Annotated in this window: 25 protein-coding genes and 1 tRNA gene; 13 read left to right on the top strand and 13 right to left on the bottom strand. The window is 67.0% G+C overall.

Translation table 11 applies throughout. The annotated features are described in order from the left end of the window. Positions 1-14: 14 nt before the first annotated feature. Positions 15-182, bottom strand: a complete 168-nt coding sequence (locus PPZ50_RS11745) for a Flp family type IVb pilin (protein WP_055793027.1) — start codon at positions 180-182, stop codon at positions 15-17. Between the two features lie 129 nt (positions 183-311). Further along, positions 312-503 carry a Flp family type IVb pilin gene (locus PPZ50_RS11740; protein ID WP_066689807.1) on the bottom strand — a complete coding sequence of 64 codons (192 nt, stop codon included), beginning with the start codon at positions 501-503 and terminating at the stop codon, positions 312-314. A 102-nt stretch (positions 504-605) separates the two neighbouring features. Between PPZ50_RS11740 and PPZ50_RS11735 the strand changes: the two genes are divergently transcribed. Continuing rightward, positions 606-974, top strand: coding sequence for a (deoxy)nucleoside triphosphate pyrophosphohydrolase (locus tag PPZ50_RS11735; protein ID WP_066689808.1), 369 nt, complete (start codon positions 606-608; stop codon positions 972-974). On the opposite strand, the gene PPZ50_RS11730 is transcribed toward PPZ50_RS11735, so the two are convergent. Further along, positions 971-1,810: a class I SAM-dependent methyltransferase gene (locus PPZ50_RS11730; RefSeq protein ID WP_232307935.1), complete on the bottom strand. Its 840-nt coding sequence runs from the start codon at positions 1,808-1,810 to the stop codon at positions 971-973. The two genes, PPZ50_RS11735 and PPZ50_RS11730, sit on opposite strands and share 4 nt — an antisense overlap. 45 nt (positions 1,811-1,855) lie before the next feature. Between PPZ50_RS11730 and PPZ50_RS11725 the strand changes: the two genes are divergently transcribed. From PPZ50_RS11725 to PPZ50_RS11710, 4 genes are read left to right on the top strand one after another with little or no spacing between them, the layout of a single operon-like run. Further along, positions 1,856-2,587: a ComF family protein gene (locus PPZ50_RS11725; RefSeq protein WP_066689809.1), complete on the top strand. Its 732-nt coding sequence runs from the start codon at positions 1,856-1,858 to the stop codon at positions 2,585-2,587. A gap of 31 nt (positions 2,588-2,618) precedes the next feature. Continuing rightward, positions 2,619-2,873, top strand: a complete 255-nt coding sequence (grxC, locus tag PPZ50_RS11720; RefSeq protein ID WP_066689810.1) for a glutaredoxin 3 — start codon at positions 2,619-2,621, stop codon at positions 2,871-2,873. A 20-nt stretch (positions 2,874-2,893) separates the two neighbouring features. Next, entirely contained in the window at positions 2,894-3,697 is an 804-nt protein-coding gene (locus PPZ50_RS11715; protein ID WP_066689887.1) for a carbon-nitrogen hydrolase family protein, read from the top strand. Beyond that, on the top strand, positions 3,694-4,122 hold the full coding sequence (locus tag PPZ50_RS11710) for a DUF1178 family protein (RefSeq protein ID WP_066689811.1): 429 nt from the start codon (positions 3,694-3,696) through the stop codon (positions 4,120-4,122). Before PPZ50_RS11715 ends, PPZ50_RS11710 begins: the two co-directional genes overlap by 4 nt. A gap of 289 nt (positions 4,123-4,411) precedes the next feature. Here PPZ50_RS11710 and PPZ50_RS11705 read toward each other — a convergent pair. The 3 genes from PPZ50_RS11705 to folE form a co-directional block, all read right to left on the bottom strand. Further along, positions 4,412-4,488 (bottom strand) — tRNA-Arg (locus PPZ50_RS11705). Between the two features lie 46 nt (positions 4,489-4,534). Then, a complete protein-coding gene (locus tag PPZ50_RS11700) occupies positions 4,535-5,095 on the bottom strand; it encodes a hypothetical protein (protein WP_066689812.1) in 561 nt (186 codons plus the stop codon). A gap of 35 nt (positions 5,096-5,130) precedes the next feature. After that, positions 5,131-5,754 carry a GTP cyclohydrolase I FolE gene (gene folE, locus PPZ50_RS11695; protein ID WP_066689813.1) on the bottom strand — a complete coding sequence of 208 codons (624 nt, stop codon included), beginning with the start codon at positions 5,752-5,754 and terminating at the stop codon, positions 5,131-5,133. Between the two features lie 202 nt (positions 5,755-5,956). Between folE and PPZ50_RS11690 the strand changes: the two genes are divergently transcribed. The 4 genes from PPZ50_RS11690 (at position 5,957) to PPZ50_RS11675 (ending at position 10,442) form a co-directional block, all read left to right on the top strand. Beyond that, the gene (locus tag PPZ50_RS11690; RefSeq protein ID WP_066689814.1) at positions 5,957-8,620 is read left to right on the top strand and encodes a TonB-dependent receptor; all 2,664 of its coding nucleotides are present in this window, start codon (positions 5,957-5,959) and stop codon (positions 8,618-8,620) included. A 159-nt stretch (positions 8,621-8,779) separates the two neighbouring features. Then, positions 8,780-9,052: an SWIB/MDM2 domain-containing protein gene (locus PPZ50_RS11685; protein ID WP_055761337.1), complete on the top strand. Its 273-nt coding sequence runs from the start codon at positions 8,780-8,782 to the stop codon at positions 9,050-9,052. A 215-nt stretch (positions 9,053-9,267) separates the two neighbouring features. Further along, complete coding sequence (locus PPZ50_RS11680) at positions 9,268-9,714, top strand: hypothetical protein (RefSeq protein WP_066689816.1); 447 nt, start codon at positions 9,268-9,270, stop codon at positions 9,712-9,714. After that, on the top strand, positions 9,711-10,442 hold the full coding sequence (locus PPZ50_RS11675) for a TorF family putative porin (protein WP_066689817.1): 732 nt from the start codon (positions 9,711-9,713) through the stop codon (positions 10,440-10,442). Before PPZ50_RS11680 ends, PPZ50_RS11675 begins: the two co-directional genes overlap by 4 nt. Before the next feature lie 321 nt (positions 10,443-10,763). Here the strand turns inward: PPZ50_RS11675 and leuA are convergent, their stop codons facing one another. From leuA to miaA, 6 genes are all read right to left on the bottom strand, one after another. Then, complete coding sequence (gene leuA, locus PPZ50_RS11670; RefSeq protein ID WP_066689818.1) at positions 10,764-12,440, bottom strand: 2-isopropylmalate synthase; 1,677 nt, start codon at positions 12,438-12,440, stop codon at positions 10,764-10,766. A 224-nt stretch (positions 12,441-12,664) separates the two neighbouring features. Further along, complete coding sequence (locus tag PPZ50_RS11665) at positions 12,665-13,270, bottom strand: YceI family protein (protein ID WP_066689819.1); 606 nt, start codon at positions 13,268-13,270, stop codon at positions 12,665-12,667. Positions 13,271-13,626: 356 nt separating this feature from the next. Then, a complete protein-coding gene (gene ilvC, locus PPZ50_RS11660) occupies positions 13,627-14,646 on the bottom strand; it encodes a ketol-acid reductoisomerase (protein WP_066689820.1) in 1,020 nt (339 codons plus the stop codon). Positions 14,647-14,699: 53 nt separating this feature from the next. Beyond that, positions 14,700-15,215, bottom strand: a complete 516-nt coding sequence (ilvN, locus tag PPZ50_RS11655; protein WP_066689821.1) for an acetolactate synthase small subunit — start codon at positions 15,213-15,215, stop codon at positions 14,700-14,702. A gap of 113 nt (positions 15,216-15,328) precedes the next feature. Beyond that, a complete protein-coding gene (locus PPZ50_RS11650; protein ID WP_066689822.1) occupies positions 15,329-17,074 on the bottom strand; it encodes an acetolactate synthase 3 large subunit in 1,746 nt (581 codons plus the stop codon). Between the two features lie 85 nt (positions 17,075-17,159). Next, positions 17,160-18,092 carry a tRNA (adenosine(37)-N6)-dimethylallyltransferase MiaA gene (gene miaA / locus PPZ50_RS11645; protein ID WP_066689823.1) on the bottom strand — a complete coding sequence of 311 codons (933 nt, stop codon included), beginning with the start codon at positions 18,090-18,092 and terminating at the stop codon, positions 17,160-17,162. Here miaA and serB point away from each other — a divergent pair. Beyond that, on the top strand, positions 18,091-18,969 hold the full coding sequence (serB, locus tag PPZ50_RS11640) for a phosphoserine phosphatase SerB (protein ID WP_066689824.1): 879 nt from the start codon (positions 18,091-18,093) through the stop codon (positions 18,967-18,969). The genes miaA and serB overlap by 2 nt on opposite strands. 4 nt (positions 18,970-18,973) lie before the next feature. Here serB and PPZ50_RS11635 read toward each other — a convergent pair whose 3' ends face one another. Further along, positions 18,974-19,885 carry an SPOR domain-containing protein gene (locus PPZ50_RS11635; RefSeq protein ID WP_066689825.1) on the bottom strand — a complete coding sequence of 304 codons (912 nt, stop codon included), beginning with the start codon at positions 19,883-19,885 and terminating at the stop codon, positions 18,974-18,976. A gap of 155 nt (positions 19,886-20,040) precedes the next feature. Here PPZ50_RS11635 and PPZ50_RS11630 point away from each other — a divergent pair, with 155 nt between their 5' ends. Genes PPZ50_RS11630 through PPZ50_RS11620 form a run of 3 tightly spaced genes read left to right on the top strand, consistent with a single transcriptional unit; the run spans position 20,041 to position 22,446 of the window. After that, positions 20,041-20,748 (top strand): AAA family ATPase, encoded by a 708-nt coding sequence (locus PPZ50_RS11630; RefSeq protein WP_272815300.1) that lies wholly within the window; start codon positions 20,041-20,043, stop codon positions 20,746-20,748. Between the two features lie 4 nt (positions 20,749-20,752). Next, entirely contained in the window at positions 20,753-21,148 is a 396-nt protein-coding gene (locus tag PPZ50_RS11625) for a hypothetical protein (protein WP_066689827.1), read from the top strand. After that, complete coding sequence (locus PPZ50_RS11620) at positions 21,145-22,446, top strand: SPOR domain-containing protein (protein ID WP_066689828.1); 1,302 nt, start codon at positions 21,145-21,147, stop codon at positions 22,444-22,446. The genes PPZ50_RS11625 and PPZ50_RS11620 overlap by 4 nt, the downstream gene beginning before the upstream one ends. Positions 22,447-22,486: the final 40 nt, after the last annotated feature.

Below are 22,486 nucleotides of genomic sequence, written 5' to 3'. Positions count from 1 at the left end.
GATTGTGAAGTGTCTTACGACGCCTTCATGTTCGACGTGACGTTGCCGAAGGTCAGCTTCAGCTGGTTGCCGAGGCCCTGCATCGCGGCGATGGCGGCGACGGCGATCAGCGCTGCGATCAGGCCGTATTCGATGGCGGTCGCGCCCTTGCTGTTCTTCAGGAAGGTACGGATCTTCTGCATAATCTGCTCCATGGTTCTGCGTGCTTCAATTCCCGGTCGTTCGAAACCAGGTTCCGTTCGACAGGAGCAGAGTAACGGGAGCGCGGTTGACAAAAGTTTAAAGGAATCCTTGCGGAATCACTATGATGGTTAACCGCGCGGTCCGGTTTCGGTAACGTTGTGTGCCACGCCGTTCCACATGGCGCTGGTCGTCTTTCCCAATTGGGCGACGACGGCGATAAGGCCGATTACGATCAGCGCGAGGATCATGCCATATTCCACGGCGGTCGCACCGCGCCGGTCCCGCCACAGGCTGCGCAACGAGCGCAGAGTTGAACGCATGACGGATGACTCCTGTTGAACGTCGCCCCCATCCCTAAGCCCGACGAGGTTAAGAAAGTGTCGTCCAACCCGGCCCCGATATTACTGGTAACCGCCGCCGCGATGATCGACGCCGACGGGCGCGTGCTGGTGCAGCAGCGTCCGCCGGGCACGGCGATGGCGGGGCTGTGGGAATTTCCCGGCGGCAAGGTCGAACCGGGCGAGACGCCGGAGGCGGCACTGGTCCGCGAACTGGACGAGGAACTGGGGATCGTCGTCGATCACCAGTGCCTCGCCCCCGCCGCCTTTGCCAGCGAAGCGCTGGGCGAGCGGCATTTGTTGCTGCTGCTCTATGCGCTGCGCAAATGGAACGGCAGGCCGGTCGCGCGCCATGCGACCGCGCTGCAATGGCTGCGCCCGGTGCAGCTGCACGCGCTGCCGATGCCGCCGGCCGACCGTCCGCTGATCGGCCTGCTGGAGGCGTTGGTCTAGCGCGGTTCCGGCGGGCGGAGCGTGTCGGCGAGCGAGGCAGTGGCGCTGCCGCGACGGGCGGGTTGCGGCTGGCTGGGGGCGGGTGCCCAACCGGTCAGGTAGATGACCTCGAATTGTTCCGCCGTACGGCCATCGGCATCGGCACGCTCGGCAAAGGCGGATGCGGCGCCCATGAGGCCCGCCCGGCCGAGCGGGGCCGGCTCCAGCAGCCCGGTCGCCCCCATGCCGCGCAGGTCGTCGACCAGCTTGCCCAGTCCCGAATAGCGTACGGTCAGCGTCTCCGAATCGGCGACCGGCAGCGCGAAGCCGGCGCGGACCAGCAGGTCGCCGGCCGATCGCAGGTCGATTTGCGGATGGACCCGGGCCGCCGGGCGATCCGCCTCTGCGGCCAGCAGTGACTGGCGCAGGGTGGCGAGGCTGTGGCCCCCGGTAAAGGCGGCGAGGAACAGGCCGTCGGGGCGCAGGCTGCGGCGGATCAGCGTCAGCGCGCCGGGCAGGTCGTTGACGCTGTCGAGCACGCCGACCGAGACCACGAGGTCGAACGCGCCATCGGCGAAGGGCAGGCGATCCTCATCACCCTGCACGCCGCCCGCCGCACGGGCGAAGGCGAAACCGGGATCGAACCGCACCACGCGCGCGCCGGGCGGCGGGGTGAAGGCGGCGTCGGCGCATCCCAGGTCGAGCACGTCCGAAAAGCTGCGCGTCACCGCCTGCAACCGGTCCTCGACCCCCTCCAGCATATAGCGGTGGAGGAAGTCGGCGCGGGCGAAACCGGGCTGGGCGCGGTCGCGGTGGAGGCGGCGGCGCGGGCGGGCGAAAAGATCGGGGGCACTCACGCGGCGCCTTGTGCCGGGCGGCGGGCGCGGCGACAAGGGCAAGCGATGCGCCTTGCCACCATACCCGTCGCTGCGATCGCGCAACTGGTCGCCCTGGCACTGCCGCCGCGTTGTCCGGGGTGCGGGGTGGTGGTGGAGGCGGACCATCGTTTCTGTGCAGGCTGCTGGTCGGGGCTGCGGTTCCTGGGCGATCCGGCGTGCGCGGCTTGCGGGACGCCGCTGCCGATCGACCAGGGGCCGGGAATGCGCTGTGCGCCATGCCTGAGCCAACCGCCGGTGCATGACGGAGTGCGGGCGGCGGTCGCCTATGGCCCGGTGGCGCGCGACGTTGCGCTGAAGCTGAAATATGGCGGGCGGCTGGCATTGGCGACGACGATGGCGCGGCTGATGTGCCGGCACCTGCCCGACGATGCCGATTGCCTGATCCCGGTGCCGCTGCACCGGCGGCGGCTGTGGACGCGCGGCTATAACCAGTCGGTGCTGATCGCGACCGCGCTGGCGGGGATGCGCGGCGTACCAGTACTGCGCGATACGCTGCGGCGGACCCGCGCCACGCCGCCGCTGCGGGGCATGAACGGGCGGGCGCGGGCGAAAATGGTGCGCGGTGCCTTCGTCGTGGCCGATCCGGCGGTCGTGGCGGGAAAGCGAATCGTGCTGATCGACGATGTCCATACCAGCGGAGCGACGATCGATGCCTGTGCGCTGGCGCTGCGGCGGGCCGGCGCGGCGCGCGTCACGGCGCTGTGCTGGGCACGGGTCGTCGGAGCGGATGATTGACAAGGCGGCGGTGCGACCACAACTGGGACGCATGGCAAGCATCATCATCTATACCAAGGCGTTCTGCCCCTATTGCACGCGCGCCAAGCGGCTGCTCGATGAGAAGGGCGCCGCCTATGACGAGATCGATATTACCATGGGCGGGGCCAAGCGGCAGGAAATGCTGGCAAAGTCGAACGGCCGGACGACCGTGCCGCAGATCTTCATCGGCGACACCCATGTCGGCGGATCGGACGACCTTGCCGCGCTGGAGCGGGAAGGCAAGCTGGACGCGCTGCTGGCGTGACGAAGCTCGCCCTGCTGCAGATGACCGCCGGCATCGATCCCGATGCCAATGCGGCGGTGCTGGTCGATGCGATCGAACAGGCGGCGGGCGAGGGGGCGGTGATGCTGTTCACGCCCGAAATGTCCGGGCTGATCGACCGCGACCGCGAACGGGCAGCGGGGTCGATCGCCACCGAAGGTGAGGACCGGGTGTTGCACGCGGTCTGCGATGCGGCGGCGCGGACCGGCCTATGGGTGCATCTGGGGTCGCTCGCGATCCGGCGCGAGGATGGTCGGCTGGCCAATCGCGCCTATGTGATCGACGGCAGCGGCGCGATACGCGCGACCTATGACAAGCTGCATCTGTTCGACGTGACGTTGCCCAGCGGCGAAAGCTGGCGCGAGTCGGCGAGTTATGCGCCGGGCGAGCGCGCCTGTGTGGTCGCGACGCCGGCAGGGGCGATGGGACTGTCGATCTGCTACGACATGCGCTTTCCCGACCTGTTCCGGGCGATGAGCGATGTCGGGGCGACGATCCTGTCGGTGCCCGCCGCGTTCACCGTACCGACCGGACAGGCGCATTGGCATGTGCTGCTGCGTGCGCGAGCGATCGAGGCGGGGGCGTTCGTGGTCGCCGCGGCGCAGACCGGCCTCCATCAGGACGGCCGCGCGACCTATGGCCATTCGCTGGTCATCGACCCGTGGGGCAAGGTGCTGCTCGACATGGGCCAGGCGGCCGGGATCGGTTATGTCGACGTCGATCCGGAGCAGGTGACAGCGGTGCGGGCGCGGGTGCCGGTGCTCGACCATCGCCGGGCGATCCCGCCGGTCGAGATCGCCAAGTGATCGTTTTCGACCTGCGGTGCGGCAACGCGCATGTGTTCGAGGCGTGGTTCGCGTCGAGCGACGCCTATGCCGGGCAGCGCGAACGCGGGCTGATCCATTGCCCGATGTGCGACGACGCCCGAATCGAGAAAGCGGTGATGGCGCCGAACATCGCGCCCAAGGGCGACCGGCCGGCGGGGCCGCCGCCCGAAGCGATGAAAGCCGCGCTGGCGGCACTGGCGAAGGCGCAGCGCGAGGTTCTGGCGGGAAGCGAATGGGTCGGCACCGCCTTTGCCGACCGGGCGCGGGCGATGCATGTCGGCGACGCCGATCCGGCACCGATCCATGGCCAGGCGACGCGGGAAGAGGCGAAGGCGCTGGCGGAGGAAGGCGTGCCGATCGCGCCGCTGCCGCTGCCGGTGGTGCCGCCCGAGCGGGCAAATTAGGCCATTTTCCGCCAAACCGTCGCCCCGAAAGTCCATCCGTTTGCTTCGAGCGAAGGTTCGAGCCTGTCGAGAACCGTAGTCGAGAAGGGGGTGCCCCAGACATGAAGTTCTCGACGGACGCTTCTCGACAAGCTCGAAGCTGCTCGAACCGAACGGACTTATTGGCGGGCGGATCACGTCGTTGGCGCGGGCGGTTTAGCTTGTATCCGCCCGCCACGCGTTTGCTTCGACAGGCTCGAAGCTGCTCGAACGGAACGGATTCCCCGAGGGACGGTGGCAACGGTAAATCTGGTGGCCTCGGAGGGACTCGAACCCCCGACGCCCGCTTTAGGAAAGCGGCGCTCTGTCCAGCTGAGCTACGAGGCCAGGCGGTCGCTGTAGAATGCCCTTGGCCGCGACGCAATCGGGTCGATCAGCTGCCGCATTCCCAGCGCCCGCCGCGATAGACGCGTTCGCCGCCATCGGCGGTCCGCATGGTCAGCGTCGCGGGCCATTGCCGGGTCGAATCCGCCGCCGGATCAGCCCGGTCGGCGGGGCGTTCGACCGTGAACGACACTTGGTCGCCGGCAAGGATGCCGCCGTCCTCGACCGCCTCGCGGCCCGGCGTTGCGGCGGTGATCCGACGCAGGCGTTTGTCGAACCTGACCAGTCCGTCGCCCTGGTCGCGGACGAACAGCAGGACCGGGCCGCGCGGCACGGTGCGGAACGAACAGCCAGAGCCGAGCAACTCCTTTTCGGCGAAGTCGGCATAGACCATCGGCTGCAATTCCGGTGCTGCGTGGGGCGCCGGCGTATCGGGCAGCCCCCGTGCCGGAGGCGGCGCCGCCGCGAACTGGGCGTTCGTCGCCGGATCGACGCCTCCTACCGATCCGACCGGAAGCACGCCATCGGCCGCATTGGCAGCGGCGGGCGGGTCGGCCGAGCAGGCGGCAAGCGACGCTAGGCCAAGCAGGAAGGCGAGGGGGCGGATCATCGCGTTGCAACGTCCCGCGCGGCGCGGGCGTTCCGTCAGCCGCGCCCGATCAGCGCCAGCACTTCCTTGCGGCTGCGTTCGTCGTCGCGGAACACGCCCATCATCCGGCTGGTCGTCATGGTGACACCCGGCGTGCGCACCCCGCGCGAGGTCATGCAGCCATGCGTCGCCTCGATCACCACCGCGACACCGCGCGGGCGCAGGCCGTTCCAGATGCAGTCGGCGACTTCCGCCGTCAGCCGTTCCTGCACCTGCAACCGCCGGGCATAGCCGTGGAGTACGCGGGCAAGCTTCGAAATGCCGACGACATGGTCCTTGGGCAGATAGGCGATGTGCGCCTTGCCGACGATCGGCGCCATATGATGTTCGCAGTGCGACTGGAACGGAATGTCGCGCAGCAGCACGATCTCGTCATAGCCGCCCACTTCCTCGAACACGCGTTCGAGATGGTGTGCGGGGTCCTCCGCATAGCCCTGCGTATATTCCTTCCACGCGCGCGCGACGCGCAGCGGCGTGTCGAGCAATCCTTCGCGATCGGGATCGTCGCCGGTCCAGCGGATCAGGGTGCGGATCGCGTCAGCGACATGATCGGGAACGGGAATTTTGGGCGCGGGGCCGACCAGTTCGCCGCCATCGGCATCGTCGTTCGCGTCACACATGGTTCTGTTCCATTCCCGATCTTCGACTTTTTGCAGCCGACCGGGGCGATCCCCTGCGGCGCCGTACTGTGGCTTCCATACCCGTTCGCCGATGAAAGCGTAGGTCGGATGCAGGTTGCCCGTTGACGCGGCTTAGATGCTTCGTCACCAAATGCAACATGCATAGCCGGACGATATCGGCAGCTGAGGAAGAGGGGATGCCATGAAGAAGTTCCATCTGCTGACCGCGACAGCCCTGTCCCTGGTCGCGGGCGCCGCGCCCGCGCTGGCGCAGACGACGCCGACCGCGCCGGTCGAGACGCCGACCGCGCCGGCTGCGCCCGGTGACGCTACGGCACAGGCCGATGACGATTGGGGGAACGAGATCATCGTGACCGCCAACCGCCGCGCCGAACCGATCCAGGACGTGCCGATCGCGGTCACCGCGGTCAATGCGCAGCTGCTCGACGATGCCGGCGTGCGCGATATCCGCGGCCTCGAACAGCTCGCTCCCTCGCTTCAGACGACGACCGGCCAGTCGTCGGCGACCGCGACCTCGCTGTCGATTCGCGGCGTCGGCACGGCAGGCGACAATCCCGGCTTCGAACCGGCGGTCGGCGTGTTCATCGACGGCGTGTTCCGGTCGCGCGCCGGCATCGCCATCGCCGAGCTGCCCGAAGTCGAACGAGTCGAGGTGCTGCGCGGGCCGCAGGGAACGCTGTTCGGCCGGAACACCTCGGCCGGCGCGCTGTCGGTGACGACCGCCATGCCGAAGTTCGACCTGGGCGGCTATGTCGAGGGCGAGTATGGCAATTTCAACGCCTATGAGCTGAAGGGCGCGCTGACCGGGCCGGTCAGCGAACAGCTCGCGCTGCGCGTCGACGGCGGCTATCGCAAGCGCGACGGCTATATCGAGGACGTCAATTCGGACCGCGCGTTCAACGACATCAACCGCTGGTATGTCCGCGGTCAGGCGCTGTACGACACCTCGGCGTTCAGCTTCCGCCTGATCGGCGATTACTACAAGACCGACGAGCAATGCTGCGGCGTGGTCAGCGGCACGCGGGGGCCGACGGCCGCCGCGATCCAGGCGATCGCCGCGCAGCAGGGTCGCACCGGCATCTACACCGGCGCCCCGTCCGAGCGGAAGATGGCCGCCTCGCCCAACCGCGACTATAAGGAAGCGGTGCGCGACTGGGGCGTGTCGGGTGAGATCAACGCCGATATCGGTGAGTTGAAGCTCACCTCGATCAGCGCCTATCGCGACTTCCGCGTGCTACGGAACCAAGACATCGATTATTCGGGCATCGATCGCGCCTATCGCGATGGGTACAAGTCGTCGCTGCGCGATATCACGCAGGAACTGCGGTTACAGGGGCAGCTATTCGACGGGAAGCTCGATTTCCTCGTCGGCGGCTTTTACCTGAACGAAAAGCTGAACCTGCGCGACACGGTGCGGCTGGGCAACGATGCCAACCGCTATGTCGACACGCTGCTGGCGGGTGTGCTCGGCGCGCCGCCGTCGGCCGGCGGTATCGGGCGGCAGGCGCAGTTCTACGGCAGCTTCAACGTGCCGACCTTTACCCAGCTGGTGACGTCGCTGCGTGGCGGGGCGGCCCTGCCGACCGGGACCGTGCCGCTGTTCGGGCAACTGCTCTATGCCCAGAGCGCGGCGTTGCAGCAGGCGGCGCCTCCGGGATCGGCACTGTTCAACTATCTGAACACGCCGCTGACCCCGAACGTCGCGGGACAAGGCAACAATAACGACGATTTCCAGGTCGATACCAACGCCTTCGCGCTGTTCACGCACAACATCATCAACGTCAACGACAAGCTCTCGCTGACGCTGGGCCTGCGCTACAATTACGAGCGCAAGGAGCTGGCCGCGTCGATCAACAGCAATCCGGCGGCGTGCGGCTTCTTCCTCGGCAACGATCCGCGAGCGGTGACCTATCGCAACCTGATCCGTCAGGCGAGCCCGGCGCTGTTCCAGAACCTGTTTCTGCTCAGCTGCAATCCGGCGGTGTCGAGCGAGTTCAACGGCAATTACAGCCATGACCGGTCGGAAAGCCGCCTGACCGGCACCGCCAAGCTCGCCTACAAGTTCACGCCCGACGTGCTGGGCTATGCCAGCTATGATCGCGGCTTCAAGTCGGGCGGCTACAATCTCGACCAGGCGAGCTTCAACACTCGCGTCCTGGGCGGTGACGGCGCACAGGCGACCGATCTGGAGTTCGGCGCGGAAACGGTCGACAGCTACGAACTGGGCCTGAAGACCAGCGTGACGCGGCAATTCTCGTTCAACGCGGCGTTCTTCTACCAGAAGTTCAAGGGGCTGCAGTCGCTGATTTTCGCGGGCAACAGCTTCGTCGTGCAGAACGTGCCCAAGTCGACGGCGAAGGGCGTCGAGCTGGAATCGCTGATCCAGCCGATCCGCGAGTTGAGCTTCCGCCTGGGCTATACGCTGCTCGATGCGTCCTATGATGCCGACAACAATTTCGCCGGCACGCCGCTCCAGAACCAGAATGGCCGCCAGTTCCTGAACCAGCCGCGCAACGTCGTGACGGTCGCGGCGACGTGGACCCCGCGCCTGACCGACAACCTCAACGCGCTGTTCCATGTCGACATGCGCTACAACAGCGACGTGTCGATCGTCCGCGACGGCACCGGTGCGACGACGGTCGGCAATGACGGCTATCCGCTGCTGAACGGCAAGATCGGCGTTGCGACCGACGATCGCAGCAAGCAGCTGGAATTCTTCGTGGAGAATATCACCAACCAGTATTTCAACATTTCCGGCTTCGCGATCCCCGAACAGACCGGCACCTATGGCGTCTATCCCGCCATGCCGCGCTTCTACGGGGTGCGCGCCCGGTTCGGCTTCTGAGCCGGTCGGGACGGAAAAGGACGGTCGCGGAGGAAATTTCGTGCGGTTGACGGTACGGTTTGTCGCAATTCCCCCGCGACAAGCGGTTCGGAACCTTGCATAACCATCGACCTGCCGCGCCCGCGAGGCGCGGTTTGCAGGGGGATTAGGAGGAATATTATGGCCAAGGAAACCACGACGACCGGCGGCGCCCGGGGCGGAATCGCGAAGCCGGTGACGCCGTCGGCCGATCTGGCGAAGATCACCGGTTCCGACCCGCTGCCCCGCAGCGAAGTCGTCAGCAAGATGTGGGAATACATCAAGAAGCACGACCTGCAGAATCCGAAGGACAAGCGCGAGATCCTGGCGGACGAAACGCTGGAAAAGCTGTTCGGCAAGAAGTCGTGCTCGATGTTCGAAATGAACAAGCTCCTCAGCGCGCACATGAAGTGACCGGTTGGCGCCGGACCCGGCGCCGCCTGTTCAGCGATACGCCGTCCGAAGGAACGCCTTCGGACGGCGTTTTCGTTTCGTAACAAAGCGTTGCCGGCACGAAAACCGGAACGCGCTTGCCGTGTCATCGGTTATGTACGTATCGGACGAAAGTCCGAAACGGTCATCGGCCACCATAGGCCGAGGCCATCCGCAGCAGGACAAGGAGATAGGACATGACGTTCGGGTTGGTCGGGCTGTTGCTGGGAGCGGCGATGGCGGCACCGAATGGTGACATTGCGCACAGCGCACGGATCGATCACCGCACCGGTGCGGTACATTCCGACTATACCGCCGATGTGCAGGTGACCCATCAGCAGATCGGCACGGTCGGGGTCGGCGGTCGTCCGTCGACTCTGCGCTGCCTGTGGCGCGCGGGGCTGGTCGTCGAGCGGCAGGCGCGCCATGAGTCGGGATCGACGCTGGCGCGATCGTTCACCCATGACAAGGTGATCGAAGGCAGCCGGCCGGGCTGGTGCAGCGCACAGAAGACGGCGATCGCGCAGGAAGTCGCGAGCCGCAACGATGCGTTGCAGGCGCGACTGGTCCAGCTGGCACAGGAAGACCATCCGGTGCTCCATGCCGAGATCGACCGGATGCACGGGACGATGCAGGCCGGATGATCGGACGGATCGGATGGGGCGTCGCGTCGCTGCTGGTGACGGCAGCGGCGCAGGCGCAATCGCTGCCGTCGGTCGGCGTCGAGGCGACGACCGACGAACGGCGTCGCGGCTTGAGCTGGAGCGAGGGCAAGGCGTCGATTTCGGGCGATGCCGCGCTGACTTTGGGCATGATCGAACTCGATGCCCGCGTGTCGGCGCTGCGCGGGTCGGTGCGGCATGATGGCGCCGATGCGGTCGCCGATCTGGGTGCGGCGATCGTCACCGATGTCGGGCCGTTCCAATTGCGCGGGCGGGCGATCGGCCACGTCTTTGCCGGCGCGGAGCAGGGTATGGATTATGCCGAGTTCGGCGGCGACGCGCGCTACACGCTGGGGCCGGTCGAACTGACTGCCGGCGCGCTCTACGCCCCGCCGCAGCGTGCGATCGGGGGCAGCAACCTGTATCTGTCAGCACAGGCGGTGGCGGGCATTCCGATGACGCCGTTCACGTTGGTCGGCGGGATCGGACGGTCATCCGGTGCGGTCGATGATGCGCTGCGCGCTGACCGGTTGCGGCCGGGCGGGACCTATGTCGATTGGCGGCTGGGCGTGGAGCACACGACCGGTCCGCTGACGCTGGCGCTCGATTATGTCGGGACCGACCTGAACGACGATCGCGGGGTGACGTCGATCGGCGATCGACCGCATAGCGGCGACCGGATTCTGGGACGGGCGCGGTTCGCGTTTTGAGCTTGTGATAGCGCTGGGCCGATCCAGACCGCATCGTCACCCCGGACTTGATCCGGGGTCCCTCTTCTTCTTCGGCGGTTGATAAGAAAGCGGGACCCCGGATCAAGTCCGGGGTGACGGTGTGGGGTTTTACTGGTGTCGCGAACCTCATGTCGGGCGACCACCGACAAGTACTCGCCGGGGTTACTGACCACTACCACGTCGCGCTCGACCAAGTAACCGTATCCCCGCGCAGGCGGGGATCCAGAGCCAAGGTCGCAGAAGGTCGTGTTTGTGACCCTGGATCCCCGCCTGCGCGGGGATACGACGATGGACGGAGACTCAGTCCCGCATTGTCGCGTTGGCGGCACTCAAAGCGGCGCGGACGGTGGCGGTGGCGACGTCGCCATCGATGCCGACCCCGAATAACCGCCGTCCATCAGACAGGCTGCATTCGAGATAGGCCGCCGCCTGCGCATCGGCGCCATGGCCGATAGCGTGCTCGCTGTAATCGACCACATCCATGTCGATGCCGCCCTCCTCGCGCAGCGCGGCGAGCAGGCCCGACAACAGCCCGTTGCCCTTGCCCGAGATCGAACGTTCCTCACCATCCAGCCGGACACGACCGACGAAGGTACGCGGCGGGCCACCCCCGGGCGCATGGGTTTCGGCATAGTCGATCAGCGCATAGCGATCCTTACCCTGCGGCAGATAGGCGTCGTGGAACGCGGACCAGATGTCGGCGGCGTTGAGCTCGCGGCCCAGCCGGTCGGCCATCGCCTGCACATGGCGGCTGAAATCCGCCTGCAACCGCTTGGGCAGTTTCAGGCCCTTGTCCTGTTCCAGCACCCACGCCACGCCGCCCTTGCCCGACTGCGAATTGACGCGGATGACCGCTTCATAGCTGCGGCCGAGATCGGCGGGGTCGATCGGCAGATAGGGGACTTCCCACAGCCCGTCGTTGCGCACCGCCTGCGCCGCCATGCCCTTCTTGATCGCGTCCTGGTGGCTGCCCGAGAATGCGGTGAACACCAGATCACCGGCATAGGGCGTGCGCGGATGGACCGGCAGCTGGGTGCAGTAATTCACCGTGTTCACGACCTCGTCGATGTCCGAGAGGTCGAGCTGCGGATCGACGCCCTGGGTGTAGAGGTTCAGCGCGACGGTCACGAGGTCGCAATTGCCGGTGCGTTCGCCGTTGCCGAGCAGGCAGCCCTCGACCCGGTCGGCGCCCGCCATCAACCCGAGTTCCGCCGCCGCAACGCCGGTGCCGCGGTCGTTGTGGGTGTGGAGCGAGATGACGACGCTGTCGCGGTTCGGCACGTTGCGGCAGAACCATTCGATCTGGTCGGCATAGACGTTGGGCGTCGCCGCCTCGACGGTGGCGGGCAGGTTCAGGATAAGTGGTTTGTCCGGGGTCGGCTGCAGCACGTCCATGACCGCCGCGCAAACCTCGACCGAGAAATCCAGTTCGGCGGTCGAGAAGGTTTCCGGGCTATATTCGAAGCGCCAGTCGGTGTTAGGACGCTTGGACGCTTCGTCGCGCAGCACCTTCGCACCGTTCACCGCGATCTCGCGGACTTCTGAGCGTTCCATGCCGAACACGATCCGCCGCCACGCCGGGCTGACCGCGTTGTAGAGGTGGACGATCGCCTGTTTCGCGCCGTCGAGGCTTTCGAAGCTGCGCTCGATCAGGTCGCGGCGCGATTGCGTCAGGACCTGCACCCAGACGTCGTCGGGGATGCGATCCTGCTGGACGAGGCCCGAGATGAAGTCGAACTCGGTGGCACCGGCCGATGGGAACCCGACCTCGATCTCCTTCAACCCGACCTTTACCAGCAGATCGAAGAAGCGGTTCTTCTTCTCCGCGCCCATCGGGTCGATCAGCGCCTGATTGCCGTCGCGCAGGTCGGTCGACAGCCAGCGCGGGGCGGCGGTGATCGTGCGCGACGGCCATTGGCGGTCGGGCAGGTTCACGGTCGGAAAGGGGCGGTATTTGGTCGAAGGATCGCGCAACATGACGTCTCAGCCTGTCTTGGGCGCGCGGTGATTGCGCGCCAGTATCTGCCGGAAAGGGTGTGATACTCCCTCAGGGCAGGCGCACGCCGGTGCGATCCTGCCCTAAGGGCGGCTAAGTCGCAGAAGGATGCGGCGTCCGAACATGGCGGCTGTGTGGCGTGGCCCCGCGCAAATGTCCAGAGCCGATGCGGGCCGCAGGCGATTGCCCGCAACCCGCACGAAGGTCAGGCGGCGACGAACGCGGCGTTGATCGTCAGGTCGACCTTGTCCGACACGACCGGGGCAGCCATGCCGAGGCCGAAGTCGCTGCGGTTGATCGAGCCGGTCGCAGTGAAGCCGACATTCTTCTTCTTGTTCATCGGGTTCTCACCGGCGCCCATGAAGCGGACGGTCAGCTGGACTGGCTTGGTCTGGCCCTTGATCGTCAGGTTGCCGGCCAGCATCCAATGGTCGCCCATCGGCTGGACGCGGGTCGACACGAACTTCGCGGTCGGGTGGTTGGCGACGTCGAAGAAGTCCTTCGACTTCAGGTGCTCGGCGAATTGCGGGCTGGTGACGGTCAGCGACTTGGCGATGTCGAAATCGATCGACACCTTGGTCGCGGCCGGGTTCTTCGGGTCGAAGGTCGCGGTGCCGCCGGTCGCGCCGAACAGGCCGTCGAGCATGGTGAAGCCCATATGGTTCACGCGCCACGCGACCTGGGTGTGCGCGGTGTCGACGGTGTAGTTGCCGGCAGTCACGCGCGACTTGTCGGGGGCGCCCGGCATCTGGGCGACGGTCGGGGCAGCGACCGCGAACAGGGCGGCGGCGAGGATCAGGGGGGTGCGCATGGAAAGCTCTCCGGTTGAGGCGAAGTCGGAATGCCGCCGTTGTCGGGCGGGCCGGGCTTCGGGTCAAATACCGGATGCGAAACGATCGGTTTCGGTTTGGGTGCCGTGGGTTGGGCGGTGGGTACGTTGGTTGCCGTCATCCCGGCGAAGGCCGGGATCCACGGACGCGGGACAGTCGGGATTTATCGATACCACCCGACACCATGGATTCCGGCCTTCGCCGGGATGACGTTGGGGCAAGATCGCCGCCCGCCCGTCGGTCGCGGCAAAGCCGCGCTCCGAAGGGCGGGCTTTGTCGCACCGGCCGGTCTGGCGCGTGCCGACCGTAGCAGTGCTACGGTCAGGGCGCGCTGCGACTAGTTCTTGGTCTGATCGACCAACTTGTTCGCGCCAATCCATGGCATCATCGCGCGCAGTTCGGCACCAGTCTTCTCGATCGGATGCGCCGCCGCCTGCTTGCGCGCGGCCTTCAGCTCGGGCTGGCCGGCGCGGTTGTCGAGCACGAAGTTCTTCACGAAGCGGCCCGACTGGATGTCGGCCAGCACGCGCTTCATTTCCTTCTTCGTTTCGTCGGTGATGATCCGCGGGCCGGTGACGATGTCGCCATATTCGGCGGTGTTCGAGATCGAATAGCGCATGTTGGCGATGCCGCCCTCATACAGCAGGTCGACGATCAGCTTGGTTTCGTGGAGGCATTCGAAATAGGCCATTTCGGGGGCGTAGCCCGCCTCGACCAGCGTTTCGAACCCGGCCTGGATCAGGTGGGTCACGCCGCCGCACAGCACGGCCTGCTCACCGAACAGGTCGGTTTCGCATTCCTCGCGGAAGTTCGTCTCGATGATACCCGAACGGCCGCCGCCGACACCCGATGCATAGGCGAGCGCGATGTCGTGCGCGTTGCCCGACGCGTCCTGATGGATCGCGACGAGGCAGGGCACGCCGCCACCCTTCACATATTCGCTGCGCACCGTATGGCCTGGTCCCTTGGGCGCGATCATGATGACGTCGACATCGGCACGCGGCTCGATCAGCCCGAAATGGACGTTGAGGCCGTGCGCGAAGGCCAACGCCGAACCGGGCTTCAGGTTCGCATGGATGTCGTCGGCATAGATCGCGGCCTGATGCTCGTCGGGCGCGAGGATCATGAGGATGTCGGCCCATGCGGCGGCTTCCGCGTTCGGCAGCACCTTGAAGCCCGCACCTTCGGCCTTGGCGGCGCTCGCCGAACCGGGACGCAGCGCGATGGCGACGTTCTTCACGCCCGAATCGCGCAGGTTCTGCGCATGGGCATGGCCCTGCGAACCGTAACCGAGGATCGCGATCTTCTTGTCCGAGATCAGGTTCAGATCGGCGTCGCGATCATAATAGACACGCATGTGGGTTCCCTTTCGATAGGTTGGCGTCGTCCGGTTCGGCGACGCGAATGGATTCAGGCGGCCTCTCGTCCGCGGGCGATGGCGGCGATGCCGGTGCGAGCGACCTCGACCAGACCGACCTCGGCTATCAATTCGGTGAACTTGTCGATCTTTTCGATCGATCCCGTCACCTCGAACACGAAACTCGATACCGTCGCATCGACCACGCGGGCGCGATAGACCTCGGCGAGGCGCAGCGCCTCGATCCGATGCTCGCCGGTGCCGACGACCTTGACCAGCGCCAGCTCGCGTTCGACATGCGCACCCTGCACGGTCAGGTCGACGACCTTGTGCACCGGGACCAGCCGATCGAGCTGCGCGATGATCTGTTCCATCACCGACGGCGACGCGCTGGTGACGATGGTGATGCGGCTGACCGCCTTGTCGACGGTGATCTCCGACACGGTAAGGCTTTCGATGTTGTAGCCACGGCCGGAGAACAGCCCGGCGATGCGCGCCAGGATGCCGGGTTCGTTGTCGACGAGCACGGCCAGCGTGTGCCGTTCGGTCTGTTCGGTCTTGATGTGCATGTTCGTCCCTGTTCCTCGGGCGTTGCCGAGAGCAGCGTTCCGCTTGTGGCGATCCCCCTCCACCGCTCTGCGAGCGGTCCCCCTCCCCGCGGAGCGGGGAGGATCTTGAAGGGTTACACCAGCGCCTTGGCCTCGTCGTCCATTTCGCCCGAGACTTCGTTCGCCTGCAGGATCATGTCGGTATGCGCCGCCCCGCTGGGGATCATCGGGAAGCAGTTAGCGAGCTTCGCCACCATGCAGTCGACGATCACCGGGCCGTCATGGTCGAGCATCGCCTGGATACCGGCTTCCAACTCGTCCGGATGCTCGATGCGAATGCCCTTCCAGCCATAGGCCTCGCCCAGCTTCACGAAATCGGGCAGCGAGTCCGAATAGCTGTTCGAATAGCGCGAGCTATAGGTCAGCTCCTGCCACTGGCGGACCATGCCCATATATTCGTTGTTCAGGATGAAGATCTTGACCGGCAGGCGATACTGCGTCGCGGTCGCCAGCTCCTGAATATTCATCTGGATCGACGCCTCGCCGGCAATGTCGATGCACAGTGCCCCCGGATTGCCGAGCTGAGCGCCGATCGCCGCGGGCAGGCCATAGCCCATCGTGCCGAGACCGCCGCTGGTCAGCCACTTGTTGGGCGCTTCGAAACCGAAATGCTGCGCGGCCCACATCTGGTGCTGGCCGACCTCGGTCGACACGATCGGCGCGCGATGCTTGGTCGCCTCGTACAGCGCCCGGATCGCCCGCTGCGGCATGATTTCCCTGGTCGATTCCGGGAAATCGAGGCAACGCTTGGCGCGCCAGCCGTCGATCTTCGCCCACCATGCCGACAGGTCGGGCTTGGGATGCTGGCGCGACTTCCAGACGCGGATCATGTCCTCCATCGCATGGCCCGCATCGGCGATGATGCCAAGGTCGGCGCGGACGATCTTGTTCACGCTGGAACGATCGATATCGATATGGACCTTGCGGCTGCGCGGGGAAAAGGCGTCGAGCCGTCCCGTCACCCGGTCGTCGAAGCGCGCGCCGATGGCGACGACCAGATCGGCCTCGTTCATCGCCATATTGGCTTCATAGGTGCCGTGCATGCCGAGCATCCCCAGCCATTGCGGGCTGGAGGCGGGCAGGGCGCCCAGACCCATCAGCGTCGAGGTGACCGGGGCACCGCTGATCCGGGCAAGTTCGCGCAGCAGCTGTGACGCCGCCGGCCCCGAATTGATGATGCCGCCGCCGGTATAGAGCACCGGCCGCTCCGCCGCGGCGAGCATGTCGACGACCTGTTCGATCTGCGCGCGGTCGGCCTTCACCTTCGGGCGATAGGTCTTGTGCTGGATCGGGCCGGGCTTGGTATAGCGCGCGGTCGCGACCTGCACGTCCTTCGGGATGTCGATCACGACCGGACCGGGACGGCCGGCGGTGGCGATATGGAACGCCTCGTGGATGACATGGCCGAGCTTGGCCGGGTCCTTCACCAGGTAGTTATGCTTGCAGCAGTGGCGCGTGATGCCGACGGTATCGGCCTCCTGAAACGCGTCGGTGCCGATCAGGCCGGTGGGCACCTGCCCGGTGATGACGACCATCGGGATCGAATCGAGCAGCGCGTCAGTGATGCCGGTGATCGCGTTGGTCGCGCCCGGACCGGAGGTGACGAGCACGACGCCGGGCTTGCCGGTGGAGCGGGCATAGCCCTCCGCCGCATGGGTCGCTGCCTGTTCGTGACGGACGAGGATGTGCTTGATCCGGCTATGTTCGAACAACGCGTCATAGATCGGCAGCACCGCGCCGCCGGGATAGCCGAATACGACTTCCACGCCGAGGTCGACGAGGGCCTCGACCAAAATGGCGGCTCCACTCTTCTCAGGCATGGGTCTTCAACTCCTCACTATTTCGCGGGCGCAATAGCACCGTTGGAGCGGCGTCGCTAGCCGCATGAAATATTCGTGTCAACCATCAATTACGTAATAAAGTGTCTAAATGACCGGCAAGTGCGTATTTTTCGGTTTCGCTCGTGCGAAGCCAGTCGGCGGGTGGCTGGTTCCGGAACCAGGTATATTGCCGTTTCGCATATTGCCGCGTCGCGAAGCGGGCGGCGGTGAGCGCTTCGTCGCGGGTGGACCCGCCCCTTTGCCAGCGGGCGATTTCCGCCACGCCGATCGCCCGGCGGACCGGCGCGTCCGGCGCGATATCGCTGCGGGCCAGCAGCGCTGTGACCTCCTCGACCGCGCCGCCATCGAACATCTGCGCCAGTCTGCGGTCGCAGCGTTCGGTCAGCCAGTCGCGGTCGGGCAGCAGCAGCATCGCCGACAGCGCGATCCGGTGCCCGATGCCGCCGATACGGTCGCGCTGCCAGTCGGCCAGCGTCCGGCCGGTCGAGCGGACGACTTCGAGGGCGCGCGCGATCCGGGTCGTGTCGGTCGGGTTCAGCCGGGCCGCCGCTGCCGAGTCCTCGCGCTGCAAGGCCTGCGCCGCCTGATCGGTCGGCAGTGCGCGAACCGCCTGCCGGATCGCCGGGTCGATATCGGGCACCGGGGCGATGCCGTCGATCAACGTACGCAGATACAGGCCGGTGCCGCCGACCAGCACCGGCAACTTGCCGGCTTCATGGGCGGCCTCGATCTCGGTGGTCGCCTGCTGCGACCATAAGGCGGCGGAATAGGGCGCGGCACCGTCGATATGGCCGAACAGGCGGTGCGGCACCTGCGCCTCCTCGTCGGTTGAGGGACGGGCGGACAAGATACGCAGGTCGCGATAGACCTGCGCGCTGTCGGCGTTGATGACCACGCCGTCGTGTCGCCGTGCGATCTCGATCGCCAGCGCGGACTTGCCGCTGGCGGTCGGGCCTGCGATGAGCGCGACCCTCGGACGTTCAGGAGACTTCGCCATGTTCATCGCCACGCTGATAGCAGCCGAACTCGCCGCGGGCGATGTTTCCGCAGCGGCGGACCGGCTTGACATGGTCGGGTGTCATGTCGAGGGCTGGAGCTGGATCGACGAGGGTCGCGCCGCCGACATTCGTTTTGCGAGCGAGGTCGCCGCAGCGCGCCCTGCGCTGGAGGGCGTGTTCAACCGGACCGATGTGGCGGTTCAGGCGGCCGCCAACCGCGAAAAGTCTCTGCTGGTCGCCGACATGGACTCGACGATTATCACCGTCGAATGCATCGACGAACTCGCCGATTATGCCGGGATCAAGGCGGAAATCGCCGAGGTGACCGAGCGGGCGATGCGCGGCGAACTCGACTTCGCCTCCGCGCTGGACGCGCGGGTGGCGTTGCTGGAGGGGCTGGAGGAAGCGGCGATCCAGCGGTGCCTCGACGAACGGGTCAAGCTGATGCCCGGCGCGAGGACCTTGATTCAGACGATGCGCGCGCGGGGAGCGACGACGATCCTCGTGTCGGGCGGCTTCACCCGCTTTGCCGAGCCGGTCGGAACCGAACTGGGCTTTCACCGCATGATCGCCAACCGCCTGCTGATCGAGGACGGAAAGCTGACCGGCAAGGTGCGCAAGCCGATCGTCGATGCGACGACCAAGGAAGTGACACTGCTCGCCGCGATCGACGAACTCGGCATCGATCCGGCCGCGACACTGGCGGTAGGCGATGGCGCCAACGATCTGCCGATGATCCGCCGCGCCGGGCTGGGCGTCGCCTATCATGCCAAGCCGATCGTCGCGGCGGAGGCGGGCGTGCGGATCGATCATAACGACCTGACCGCGCTGCTCTATATCCAGGGGATCGCACCCGCCGACTGGGCGGCGGGCTGACCGCTCAGCGCTTCACGGCCACGCAGGGCGTCGGGCGGATCGCGGCGCAAGCGCGGGTCGCCTCCGCGCTGCTGGCGAACGGGCCGACCTGCAGCCGAGTATTGGCGCCGGCCGCTTCATAATAGGGCTGGCGACCGGCGAACTTGTCCGACACGCTGCTCCACAGGCGGCGGGCATTGCCGGCATCCTTGAACGCGCCGAGCTGCACCCGCCAGCCGCCATCGCGGATCGCTGTCGGCTTGGCGACGGGGGCGGGCGGTGCCTTGGCTACAGGCGCTGCGCGCGGCGTGGGGGCGGGCGTCGGGCGAGCGGCCGGCGTGGTCGGTTGTGGCTGGACGGCAGTCAGCCTCGGCCGCCCGGCATTACGCTCCAGATCACGGGCCATCGCCAGCGCCGCCTGCCGGTCGGGCAGCGGCACATAGCGATCCATCTCCGCCAGCGTCGCTGCGGCCTGCGGCAGGCCGGCCGACGACGCCCGCGTCATCAATGCGTAGGCGCGCCGCCAGTCCTTCTTCACGGCATCGCCGTTGAACAGCATCGTCCCCAGCACGAACTGACTCCGCGCCTCCCCCCGCTGCGACGATTTTTCGAGCCATTTGACGGCATCGGCGCGCTTGCCGTTCTGGAACAGGATCAGGCCGTAATTATCCTCCGCCTGGCGGTGCCCCTGCTGCGCGGCGAGCGCGTACCAGCGTTCGGCCTGCGCCATGTCCATCGGCACGCCGCGGCCGAGCTTGTACGCCTGGCCCAAGTTGAACTGCGCATCGGCATCGCCGGCGGCGGCCGGCTGCTGCCATTCGCGGACCGCCGTCGCCCAGTCGCCACGGGCCCAGGCATCGACTCCGGCCTTCACATCCGCTCCCGCCGCCGTCGACAGCAGCGCACCTGCCAGTGCCAGCCCAACCATCACGCGCATCACGATCCCCTCTGCGTCCGTCCGCCATTCCCTATCAGCGGTTTACCATGATCGGAATGCCTTTCGCATCGGTGGCATGGGAAGCGGCGCGTTAACCGGTTCTTATCCGCCGCCATGGCATCGGGGTGCGGAGATTACGGGGAGACGGTGGCGCGATGCGCGTATTGGCGGTGGCTTCGCAAAAGGGTGGTTCGGGCAAGACGACCTTGTCCGGGCATCTGGCCGTGCAGGCCCAACGCGCGGGCGCCGGGCCGGTGGTGATGATCGACATCGATCCGCAGGGGTCGCTGGCGGCATGGTGGAACGAACGCGTCACCGACGAACCGGCCTTTGCGCAGACCATGGTTGCGCGCCTTGCCGCCGACCTCGAAACGCTGCGGTCGCACGGGTTCAAGCTGGCGGTGATCGATACACCGCCCGCCATCACCATGGCGATCCAGAGCGTGATTGCGGTCGCCGAGTTGATCGTTGTGCCGACTAGGCCCAGCCCGCACGACCTGCGCGCGGTGGGGGCAACCGTCGACCTGTGCGACCGCGCGGGAAAGCCGCTGGTCTTCGTCGTCAATGCTGCGACGCCTGGTGCGCGGATCACGACCGAAGCGACGATGGCACTGTCGCAGCACGGCACGGTCGCGCCGGTGACGATTCATCACCGCGTCGATTTCGCATCGTCGATGGTCGATGGCCGTACGGTGATGGAGATCGATCCGGCATCGAAGTCGAGCGCCGAGATTGAGGCCCTGTGGCTCTATATCCAGGATCGCTTAGAGAAGAATTTCCGCCGGACGGTCTTCGCCGTGCCGACGATGCCGACCGCGATGCGCGTACCCGCCCGCGGGTTCGGGCGGCGGGGGCAGGGGTGAGCGGATGACGACGCCGCGCCCCCCCGCCCAGATTAACTCGTCGCTGCTGGCGCGCAAGGGCGAGGCACGCCCGGCCATGCGGCCGCACGGCACCGGTCCGGACAGCCGCGATGGCGACGATCTGGGCTGGAACGATCTGGGAGAGGCGTTGCCTCCGGTGCTGCGCGAGCGTTCGAAGCTGCACGCGCTGCCGACACCCCCCGCACCGGCCACCGAATCGATCATGCTCGACCTCGACCCCGACCGGATGCTCCGGCTGAAGCTGGCGGCGACGGTGCGCAACGTTACCCCGGAAGCCTTCGTGCGCGATGCGCTCGATCGCTCCCTCCCGTCGGCATCCGACATCGCGGCGCTGGTGCAGCGCCTCGCCCCCGATGGGGCAACAAAGGGCAAGCCATGAAGACGCATCTCCTGGTATCGATCGGCCTCGCCACGGCCATGCTGGGCGGATCGCTGGCGCTGGTCGGCGGCGGCACCATCGCGGTCGCGTCGTCGGAGGACGGCCCGGCACGCAAGTTCGCAGTGAAGGCGACCAAGGCGTTGACCAAGCGTCGCGCGGCCGATGCGGTCACCTTCGCCGAACAGGCGGTGGCGTTCGCGCCGCGCGATGCGGCTTATCGCGCGTTGCTCGGTCGCGCCTATCTGGCCGCCGGCCGGTTCGCATCGGCCACCCAGGCATTTACCGACGTCCTGACGCTCAACCCCGCCGATGCGAAGGCCGCGCTCAATCTGGCGCTGGCGCAGACGGCGACCGGCGAATGGGTCGCGGCGCGCGAGACGCTGACCGCCCATGCCGCGCGGATTTCGCCGGCCGATCGCGGCCTGGCGCTGGCACTGGCGGGCGATCCGGCAGGCGGCATCGCGTTGCTCAGCGAAGCGGCGCGCGACCCGGCGGCGACGGCGACCGTGCGGCAGAATCTGGCGCTGGCGCTCGCGCTCGACGGGCGCTGGGTCGATGCGCGCACCGTGGCCTCGGTCGATATGCCGCCGGCGCAGGTCGATCAGCGGCTGATGGAATGGGCGGCATTCGCCCGGCCCGAACATGCGGCGCAACAGGTTGCGGCGCTGCTGGGCGTGACGCCGTCGCCGGACCGGGGCCAGCCGGTGCAGCTGGCACTGGTTGAACCTGCGGCTGCGGCGTCGGTCGCGCTGGCGCAGGCCGATCCCGTGCCCGAAGTCCCGGCGGCAGTCGTCGCGGTCGAGCCGGTCGGCGATACCCCGATCGTGCCCGCCGTCGCGGCACCGGTGCAGGTCGCGGCGGTCGCCCGTCCGGCCATCACCTTCGCCCCGCGTCGCGAGATCGTGCAGGCGCTGCCCGGTAGCTATCGGCGGCAGGAGCAGCCGGTTCGGATGGCAGCGCGCTCGACGCCGCGACCGGTCCGGGCCTCCGCGCCCGCGACGGCCACCGGCAACTATTATGTGCAGCTGGGGGCATTCGACAATGCCGGCGTCGCGCGCAACGCGTGGAAGCGGATGAGCCGCAACGTCCCCCGTCTCGCTGCGCTGGCGCCGCAGGGGATGCAGGCCAGCGTTCGCGGGGCGAGCTTCTACCGCCTGTCGGTCGGTGGCCTTGCCCGCAACGACGCCACGGCGCTGTGCGGCAGCATACGCGCCAAGGGCGACCGCTGCTTCGTGCGGACCCATGCCGGCGAACAGCTGGCCAGCTGGGCCCGCCCCGAGCGGCTGGCCTCGCGCTAACCCTTTCCAAGCCTCTCCCAGGAGGAGGCGGCGCGTTCCG

It is taken from the genome of Sphingomonas hankookensis (assembly GCF_028551275.1).
GTDB classification, from domain to species: domain Bacteria; phylum Pseudomonadota; class Alphaproteobacteria; order Sphingomonadales; family Sphingomonadaceae; genus Sphingomonas; species Sphingomonas hankookensis_A.
The sequence above is the reverse complement of the archived record's forward strand: the minus strand, read 5'-3'. Positions and strand labels throughout refer to the sequence as shown.

Coding starts and splice junctions, on each gene's coding strand:
- PPZ50_RS11745 (WP_055793027.1), bottom strand. CDS start 182: ATGCAGAAGATCCGTACCTTCCTGAAGAACAGCAAGGGCGCGACCGCC.
- PPZ50_RS11740 (WP_066689807.1), bottom strand. CDS start 503: ATGCGTTCAACTCTGCGCTCGTTGCGCAGCCTGTGGCGGGACCGGCGC.
- PPZ50_RS11735 (WP_066689808.1), top strand. CDS start 606: ATGATCGACGCCGACGGGCGCGTGCTGGTGCAGCAGCGTCCGCCGGGC.
- PPZ50_RS11725 (WP_066689809.1), top strand. CDS start 1,856: ATGCGCCTTGCCACCATACCCGTCGCTGCGATCGCGCAACTGGTCGCC.
- grxC (WP_066689810.1), top strand. CDS start 2,619: ATGGCAAGCATCATCATCTATACCAAGGCGTTCTGCCCCTATTGCACG.
- PPZ50_RS11715 (WP_066689887.1), top strand. CDS start 2,894: ATGACCGCCGGCATCGATCCCGATGCCAATGCGGCGGTGCTGGTCGAT.
- PPZ50_RS11700 (WP_066689812.1), bottom strand. CDS start 5,095: ATGATCCGCCCCCTCGCCTTCCTGCTTGGCCTAGCGTCGCTTGCCGCC.
- folE (WP_066689813.1), bottom strand. CDS start 5,754: ATGTGTGACGCGAACGACGATGCCGATGGCGGCGAACTGGTCGGCCCC.
- PPZ50_RS11690 (WP_066689814.1), top strand. CDS start 5,957: ATGAAGAAGTTCCATCTGCTGACCGCGACAGCCCTGTCCCTGGTCGCG.
- PPZ50_RS11685 (WP_055761337.1), top strand. CDS start 8,780: ATGGCCAAGGAAACCACGACGACCGGCGGCGCCCGGGGCGGAATCGCG.
- PPZ50_RS11680 (WP_066689816.1), top strand. CDS start 9,268: ATGACGTTCGGGTTGGTCGGGCTGTTGCTGGGAGCGGCGATGGCGGCA.
- PPZ50_RS11675 (WP_066689817.1), top strand. CDS start 9,711: ATGATCGGACGGATCGGATGGGGCGTCGCGTCGCTGCTGGTGACGGCA.
- leuA (WP_066689818.1), bottom strand. CDS start 12,440: ATGTTGCGCGATCCTTCGACCAAATACCGCCCCTTTCCGACCGTGAAC.
- PPZ50_RS11665 (WP_066689819.1), bottom strand. CDS start 13,270: ATGCGCACCCCCCTGATCCTCGCCGCCGCCCTGTTCGCGGTCGCTGCC.
- ilvC (WP_066689820.1), bottom strand. CDS start 14,646: ATGCGTGTCTATTATGATCGCGACGCCGATCTGAACCTGATCTCGGAC.
- ilvN (WP_066689821.1), bottom strand. CDS start 15,215: ATGCACATCAAGACCGAACAGACCGAACGGCACACGCTGGCCGTGCTC.
- PPZ50_RS11650 (WP_066689822.1), bottom strand. CDS start 17,074: ATGCCTGAGAAGAGTGGAGCCGCCATTTTGGTCGAGGCCCTCGTCGAC.
- serB (WP_066689824.1), top strand. CDS start 18,091: ATGTTCATCGCCACGCTGATAGCAGCCGAACTCGCCGCGGGCGATGTT.
- miaA (WP_066689823.1), bottom strand. CDS start 18,092: ATGGCGAAGTCTCCTGAACGTCCGAGGGTCGCGCTCATCGCAGGCCCG.
- PPZ50_RS11635 (WP_066689825.1), bottom strand. CDS start 19,885: ATGCGCGTGATGGTTGGGCTGGCACTGGCAGGTGCGCTGCTGTCGACG.
- PPZ50_RS11630 (WP_272815300.1), top strand. CDS start 20,041: ATGCGCGTATTGGCGGTGGCTTCGCAAAAGGGTGGTTCGGGCAAGACG.
- PPZ50_RS11625 (WP_066689827.1), top strand. CDS start 20,753: ATGACGACGCCGCGCCCCCCCGCCCAGATTAACTCGTCGCTGCTGGCG.
- PPZ50_RS11620 (WP_066689828.1), top strand. CDS start 21,145: ATGAAGACGCATCTCCTGGTATCGATCGGCCTCGCCACGGCCATGCTG.